This window comes from Tepidimonas sp., from assembly GCF_036824975.1.
GTDB lineage: Bacteria > Pseudomonadota > Gammaproteobacteria > Burkholderiales > Burkholderiaceae_C > Tepidimonas.
In genome coordinates this window covers 1-6,810 of the sequence record NZ_DAISZC010000091.1, presented here as the reverse complement: position 1 = coordinate 6,810, position 6,810 = coordinate 1, and the positions used below count along the sequence as shown (strand labels likewise).

Genomic DNA, 6,810 nt, shown 5'->3' with positions numbered 1-6,810 from the left:
CGACGCGCCGTGCTGAAGGCCGGCGGTGCGCTGGCGACGCTGGTGTCGCTGGGGGTGGTGACGGCGGAGCAGGCGCTGGCGGCGCCGCGTGAAGCGTTTGCGGCCAAGTCGCTGGCCGACGCGCTCAAGGCGCTAGGCGGTGAAGCCGCCACCCATGCGCAGGTGCAGATCATCTCGCCCGACATTGCGGAAAACGGCGCGGTGGTGCCGGTGGGGGCGGTCAGCAAGCTGCCCAACACGACCGAGATTTACCTGCTGGTGGAGAAGAACCCGCAGCCGCTGGCGGCGGCGTTCATGATTGCTGCCGGCACCGAGGCCGATGTGCAGACGCGGCTGAAGATGGGGCAAAGCACCAACGTGCTGGCGGTGGTCAAGGCCGACGGGAAGCTGTACTCGGCGGTGAAGGAAACCAAGGTGACGCTGGGTGGGTGCGGCGGCTGATGGGCTGCGGTGCGCTGTGGCGGGCAAGACAGAATGGAATTGAAGGAGAGAAGACATGGCAGATCCGATGCGCATCCGGGCCAATGAGGCCGGTGGGGTGACGACGGTGCGGGTGCTGATGAGCCACCCGATGGAGCCGGGGACGCGGCGCGATGCGTCGGGCAACTTGGTGCCGGCGCACTACATCACGGACGTGGTGGCCACGCACAATGGCAAGGAAGTGCTCAAGGCGCAGTGGAGTGGGGCGGTGTCGCAAAACCCGTTTCTGAGCTTCAAGTTCAAGGGCGCGGCCAAGGGCGACAAGGTGGTGGTGAAGTGGACCGACAACAAAGGCGAGTCCCGCACCGACGAGGCCACCATCGCTTGATGATCGGAGGTCAACCACTGCCCCTGTGGGCGAACCGCAAGGGTCGCGACGAGGCCCGTCGGCACGACGGTTGCCTTGACGTCTATCCACACCATCAATGCAATGACAAACAGCACGAGGAGAACCCGATGAAAATATCGACGTGGGGACGCCGCTGCTTCGCGATGGCAGCGTCCGCGTTCGCGCTAGCGGCTCAGGCACAGACTGTCGATGCCACCAAGGGCATCGAGGAATACCGCGCCATGCTGCAGGACGGCAACCCGGCGGAGCTGTTTGAAGCCCGCGGCGAGCAACTTTGGAAGCAAAGGCGCGGGCCCAAGAATGCGTCGCTCGAGCAATGCGATTTGGGCAAGGGACCAGGCGTGGTCAAGGGCGCCTTCGTCGAGCTGCCCCGTTACTTCAAGGATACCGGGCGTGTGCAGGACCTGGAAAGCCGCCTGTTGACCTGTATGGAAACCCTGCAGGGCATCGATGTGAAGAAAGAGGTGTCGCAGCGCAACTTCGGCCGTGGCGAGACCGCCAACGTGGTTGCACTGGCTACCTGGATTGCCAGCGAATCGCGCGGCATGCCCTTCAATCTGCCGTTCAACACGCAGGCCGAGCGCGACATGTACGAAATCGGCAAACGGCTGTTTTTCATGCGCGGCGGACCGCACGACTTTTCGTGCGCCAGCTGCCACGGTGAGGACGGCAAGCGCATCCGCCTGCAGGAGCTACCCAACCTGACCAAAAACCCCGGCGATGGCGTGGGCTTTGCCGCTTGGCCGGCCTACCGCGTCTCCAACGGCGAAATGTGGAGCATGCAACACCGCTTGCACGATTGCTATCGGCAGCAGCGCTTCCCGGAGCCCGTCTTCGCCAGCGATGCCACCATCGCTTTGGGGGTCTACATGGGCGTCAACGCCAAGGGTGCCAAGTCCATCGCGCCCGCCATCAAGCGCTGACATGGAGGAGAGCCGATCATGAAGAAATCCGTATTGTTCGCCCTTGCCGTGCCCGCTGCGTGGCTGCTGGCCGGCTGCAGCACGGGGCCGTCCGCAGCCGACTACGACCGCATGACCATGGAGGTCGTCAAGAGCTCGTTTGTTGAGCGTGGCATTGCCAAGCTGGACCGCTTGGAGCAGGATGAGGCGCGGCTGGCCTGTTGGCAGTCCGAGGTATCGGGCAAGCCGCTGGATGACAAGACCGCTAAGGCCATCGAGGAAGCGGCGCTCAAAAGTGTCAAGTGGCCTAGCGACGGCAAATTCCTGGGTGACTGGCGTGAAGGCGAGAAAATCGCGCAAAGCGGGCGCGGTTTGACGTGGAGCGATACCGCCCAAGTGGTCAACGGCGGCAACTGCTACAACTGCCACCAGATTAGCAAGGAAGAAATTTCCTACGGCACGCTTGGGCCGAGCCTGTATAACTATGGCAAGCTGCGAGGTGTGACCGACCCCAACAGTCCGGCTGCCAAGCCCATCGTCGAATACACATGGGCCAAGATCTGGAATTCGCGCGCCTTCAACGCCTGCACCAAGATGCCCAGCGCAGGTCACAGGGGCATTTTGAATGAACAACAGATCAAGCACGTGATGGCGTTGTTGCTCGATCCCAACTCCCCAGTGAACAAGTAAACAACGATCCGTGTGGTGAAGTGGCCGCGGTCCCCCCCTGGGGTGCCGCGGTTTTTTTTGGCCTGCGGCGGGCACGGACGCATGGGCCGGTCGGCTGGCCCATCGACGCAACCCCGTACAATCGCCGCCGTCGAAGCTCCCTTGAACGCCGTCTGGCCGCACTGACACCGTGAACGCAAGCCCCTCCGCCCTGCACTTATCGTTTTTCCCCGGGGGCGATGCCCTCGGCCGCTTTCGCGCGGCGCAGTGGCTGGCGCGCCTGCAAGGGGTAGACGACCGCATCCGGGCGGTGGCGGCGCGCCACGTCCACGTCGTGGCCACCGATGCGCCGCTGCACGACCGTGACCGCCAGCGCTGGGCAGCGCTGCTGACCTACGGCGAACCCTACGAGGGCCCCACCGAGGGCGTGCGCATCGTCGTGACGCCGCGTCTGGGCACGGTGTCGCCATGGGCGTCGAAAGCTACCGACATCGCGCACAACTGCGGGCTGATGGCCCGCCGCGTCGAGCGAGTAATGGAAGTCTGGCTGACGGTGGCCGCAGGCGGCATGGGGTCGCTGCTTGGGCGCCGCGTCGAGCTCGATCCGGCCGCCTGGAAGGCCTGTGCGGCGCTGGTCCACGACCGCATGACCGAGAGCGTGCTGCCGGACCTTGAAGCCGTACGGGCGCTGTTTGAGCCGCTGCACCCGGCGCCGATGGCGCGCGTGGACGTGCTGGGACGTGGCCGCGCGGCGCTGGAGGAAGCCAACCGCGCCTGGGGCCTGGCGCTGGCCGATGACGAGATCGACTACCTGCTCGATGCCTTTGGGCGGCTGGGCCGCAACCCCAGCGACGTCGAACTGATGATGTTCGCGCAGGCCAACAGCGAGCACTGTCGGCACAAGATTTTCAACGCGCAGTTCGTGATCGACGGCGTCGAGCAGCCGCACAGCCTGTTCGGCATGATCCGCCACACGCATCAGCGCGCGCCACAGCACACCATCGTTGCCTACGCGGACAACGCCGCCATCATCGAAGGCCACACGGTAGAGCGGTTCGTGGCCCCGGCTGACGGCCACGGCAGCCCCACCTATCGCCGCAGCGAGGCGCTGCACCACATCCTGATGAAGGTGGAGACGCACAACCACCCGACCGCGATTTCCCCATTTCCGGGTGCGGCCACCGGCGCCGGCGGCGAGATCCGCGACGAAGGCGCCACCGGGCGCGGCGCCCGGCCCAAGGCGGGTCTGACGGGCTTTACCGTCTCGCGCCTGTGGGGAGGGTGGTCCGATGAGCCGCACGGCAAGCCGACCCACATCGCGCACCCGCTGCAGATCATGATCGAAGGGCCGCTGGGCGCTGCGGCCTTCAACAATGAATTCGGCCGCCCCAATCTGCTGGGGTACTTCCGCGCCTACGAACAGTGCCTGGCCTCGGATGTGGATGTGGTATTTCGCGGCTACCACAAGCCGATCATGATCGCTGGCGGCATCGGCCAGATCGACGCCGCGCAGACGCACAAGGTGGTGTTCCCAGCGGGCACGCTGCTGGTGCAGTTGGGTGGGCCGGGCATGCGCATCGGCATGGGTGGCGGGGCCGCCAGCTCCATGGCCAGTGGCGCCAACGCGGCCGAGCTGGACTTCGATTCCGTGCAGCGCGGCAATCCCGAAATCCAGCGGCGCGCGCAGGAGGTGATCAACCAGTGCTGGACACTGGGGGCCGACAACCCCATCCTGGCCATTCACGACGTGGGCGCAGGCGGTCTGTCCAACGCTTTCCCCGAGCTGGTCAACGATGCCGGCCGCGGAGCGCGTTTTGACCTGCGCGCCATTCCGCTTGAGGAGTCCGGACTGGCCCCGAAAGAAATCTGGTGCAACGAAAGCCAGGAGCGCTATGTGCTGGCGGTGGCACCCGAGTCCCTGCCCAGATTGGCCGCGTTGTGCGAGCGCGAGCGCTGCCCCTACGCTGTGGTGGGCGTGGCCACCGAGGCGCGCGAACTGGTGGTGACCGACCCGCAGGCCAACGACCCGGCGCAGGCGCGCCCAGTGGACATGCCAATGGAAGTTCTGCTGGGCAAGCCGCCGCGCATGCGGCGCGAGGTCAGCCGCATCACGCGGCGTGTTGCGCCGTTTGACGGTACCGATGTGCAGCTGCAGCGCGCAGTCATTGATGTGTTGTCGCACCCGACGGTGGCGTCCAAACGCTTCCTGATCACGATTGGCGACCGCACTGTCGGCGGGCTGACGCACCGCGACCAGATGGTAGGCCCATGGCAGGTGCCGGTGGCCGACTGCGCGGTCACGTTGGCCGACTTTCGCGGCTTGGCCGGCGAGGCCATGGCCATGGGGGAACGCAGCCCGGTGGCGGCACTGGACGCCCCCGCAGCCGCGCGCCTGGCAGTGGCCGAAGCCATCACCAATTTGTTGGCGGCGCCCATCGAACTGGACCGGGTCAAGCTATCGGCCAATTGGATGGCCGCGTGCGGCGAGCCCGGCGAGGACGCCGCGCTGTACGACAGCGTGCGGGCAGTGGGCCTGGAGCTGTGCCCGCAGCTGGGCATCAGCATACCGGTGGGCAAGGACAGCCTGTCGATGCGCACCCAGTGGCGCGCCGCCGATGGCACGGTGCACAAGGTCGTCGCGCCGGTGAGCCTGATTGTGAGCGCCTTTGCCGTCCTCGACGATATACGCGGCACGCTGACGCCGCAGCTCGACGCCGAGCAGGACACGACGCTGATCCTCATCGACCTCGGGCGTGGACGTCAGCGCATGGGCGGATCGGTGCTGGCACAGGTGCTGGACCAGCCCGGGGGCCAGCCACCCGATCTCGACGATCCCCAGGATTTGGTGCGGCTGGTGGAGGCCATCAATGCTTTGCGCGAGCGTGGCCTGCTGTTGGCGTATCACGACCGCAGCGACGGCGGTCTGCTGGCCTGTGTAGCGGAAATGGCTTTCGCTGGACATGTGGGCGTCACGCTGAACGTGGATCTGCTCGTTACCGAAGGCGACGGCATTAGCGACAGCCGCGCCGACGTCGGCGACGCCAAAAACTGGGCCGCGCAGGTGAGCGCGCGTCGACACGAGCGCACGCTCAGCGCGCTGTTCAATGAGGAGCTGGGCGCGGTGATCCAGGTGCGCAGCGCCGATCGCGACGCCGTGATGCAGACGCTGCGCGCGTACGGCCTGTCGGCGTGCAGCCATGTGATCGGCAAGACCCGCCCGGCCAACAGCCCGATCGATGCCGGCAAGGGCGAGCTGCAGATCTGGCGCGACGCGCAATGCCTCTTTAGCGCCTCGTTGCAGGATTTGCAGCAGGTCTGGGACAGCGTGAGCTGGAAGATCTGCCAGCTGCGCGACAACCCGGCGTGCGCCGATGCCGAACATGCCGCGGTGGGCCGCAGCGACGATCCGGGCCTGCACGTGGCGCTGACCTTCGACCCGGCACAGGACGTGGCCGCCCCGTTTCTGAATCTGGCGCGGCCGCGTGTTGCCATCCTGCGCGAGCAGGGCGTCAATTCGCACGTGGAGATGGCCTACGCCTTCGACAGCGCGGGTTTCGAAGCGGTGGACGTACACATGAGCGACCTGCTGTGCGGCCGCACGCGGTTGGACGGCTTTCACGGGCTGGTGGCCTGCGGCGGCTTTAGCTACGGCGACACATTGGGCGCGGGCGTCGGCTGGGCGCGCTCCATCACCTTTCACCCAGAGTTGGCCGATCAGTTCCGCGCTTTTTTCGAGCGCCCGGACACCTTTGGCCTGGGGGTGTGCAACGGCTGCCAGATGTTTGCCGAGCTGGCTACCATCATTCCCGGAGCCGAATACTGGCCGCGCTTTACCACCAACGTCAGCGAGCGCTTCGAGGCCCGGCTGTCGCTGGTCGAGGTGACCGAATCACCCAGCCTGTTCTTCCAGGGCATGGCTGGGAGCCGGCTGCCAATCGCGGTGGCGCACGGCGAGGGCTACGCCAACTTCGGCCAACGCGGCGACATCGAGCGCGTGGCGGTGGCCATGCGCTACGTGGACCACCACGGCCAGCCTACCGAGACCTATCCCTTCAACCCAAATGGCAGCCCGCTGGGCATCACGGCCGTCACCACACCGGACGGCCGCTTTACCGCGATGATGCCGCACCCGGAGCGAGTCTTTCGCAACGCGCAGCTGAGCTGGACCGACTTGCGCGCCAGCGGCGGCCTGGAGGCGTTCAGCCCCTGGATACGGATGTTTCGCAACGCACGCCGCTGGGTCGGCTAACGCCTGCTGGGGCGCTTTACCCGCCCTGCGTCGAGGGCGCCGTCATCTCGTGCGCGCGCTCGGCGGCGTGCGATCCGACCGCGACCGTGGAGCCCAGGCGGGGTCGTGCGCGGTAGAAGCGCAGCGGCGCTTCGCGCTGCTGGCGCTGGCTTTGCCGCAGC

The 6,810-nt window shown here is 66.5% G+C and carries 5 protein-coding genes; all 5 read left to right on the top strand.

Translation table 11 applies throughout. The features are described 5' to 3' along the window. Positions 1-441: thiosulfate oxidation carrier protein SoxY (gene soxY / locus V7Z54_RS09215; protein ID WP_334136039.1), on the top strand; the 441-nt coding region annotated here is incomplete at its 5' end. Between the two features lie 55 nt (positions 442-496). Continuing rightward, entirely contained in the window at positions 497-808 is a 312-nt protein-coding gene (gene soxZ, locus V7Z54_RS09210; protein ID WP_334136037.1) for a thiosulfate oxidation carrier complex protein SoxZ, read from the top strand. Positions 809-936: 128 nt separating this feature from the next. Beyond that, entirely contained in the window at positions 937-1,752 is an 816-nt protein-coding gene (gene soxA, locus V7Z54_RS09205; protein ID WP_334136036.1) for a sulfur oxidation c-type cytochrome SoxA, read from the top strand. Positions 1,753-1,770: 18 nt separating this feature from the next. After that, entirely contained in the window at positions 1,771-2,421 is a 651-nt protein-coding gene (gene soxX, locus V7Z54_RS09200) for a sulfur oxidation c-type cytochrome SoxX (protein ID WP_334136034.1), read from the top strand. Between the two features lie 169 nt (positions 2,422-2,590). After that, positions 2,591-6,649: a phosphoribosylformylglycinamidine synthase gene (purL, locus tag V7Z54_RS09195; RefSeq protein ID WP_334136033.1), complete on the top strand. Its 4,059-nt coding sequence runs from the start codon at positions 2,591-2,593 to the stop codon at positions 6,647-6,649. The last annotated feature ends 161 nt before the right edge of the window (positions 6,650-6,810 follow it).

Bases quoted from the DNA above. Each gene is read 5' to 3' on its own strand.
- soxZ (WP_334136037.1), top strand. From the start codon at position 497: ATGGCAGATCCGATGCGCATCCGGGCCAATGAGGCCGGTGGGGTGACG.
- soxA (WP_334136036.1), top strand. From the start codon at position 937: ATGAAAATATCGACGTGGGGACGCCGCTGCTTCGCGATGGCAGCGTCC.
- soxX (WP_334136034.1), top strand. From the start codon at position 1,771: ATGAAGAAATCCGTATTGTTCGCCCTTGCCGTGCCCGCTGCGTGGCTG.